Source organism: Oleiphilus sp. HI0080 (assembly GCF_001635135.1).
In genome coordinates this window covers 1-624 of record NZ_LWFU01000151.1, presented here as the reverse complement: position 1 = coordinate 624, position 624 = coordinate 1, and the positions used below count along the sequence as shown (strand labels likewise).

The following is a 624-nucleotide window of genomic DNA, read 5'->3' as shown; positions in this document are numbered from 1 at the left end:
CACGACCATCTTTGAGCTGTTGTCGCGTGGTGTCGAGCCGGTACAACCTAAAACGGTCGCCAGTGCATAGGCGCTGCCAGTATCCTGACAGCGTTTTACTGCATCAAACCAAGTGTGTGAACGCATCATTTTCGAGCCTCGCTTACGCGTTGTTTGCTAAATGCTTGCGGGTTTCGTTAACCGCGTTGAGAACGCACTCGGGGGTTGCCGGCGCATTCATTGGTGGGCTGAATGTATAATTCGCCATACTGGATACTGCATCACGCAATGCAGACCATGCTGAAATGCCCAGCATAAAGGGCGGCTCACCCACGGCTTTGGAGCGGTAAATGGTTTCTTCCTTGTTTGGCAATTTTTCCATCAGCTTCACTCGAAAGTCGATTGGCGTATCACCCACCGCAGGGATTTTGTAAGTCGCCGGGCCATTAGAGAGTAGGCGGCCGTTATCGCTCCAAACCAGATCTTCGGTGGTTAGCCAGCCCATGCCTTGAATATAGGCACCTTCGATCTGGCCGATGTCGATTGCCGGATTGAGCGAGCGACCAACGTCTTGCAGGATATCGACACGCGTTACCTTGTATTCGCCGGTAAGCGTATCCACTAATACTTCAGAAACCGATGCGC

The 624-nt window shown here is 52.4% G+C and carries 1 protein-coding gene; it reads right to left on the bottom strand.

What is annotated here, in order from left to right:
- Nucleotides 1-142 precede the first annotated feature (142 nt).
- On the bottom strand, nt 143-624 hold a 482-nt coding region (locus A3751_RS01780; protein WP_156492183.1), incomplete at its 5' end, for a molybdopterin cofactor-binding domain-containing protein.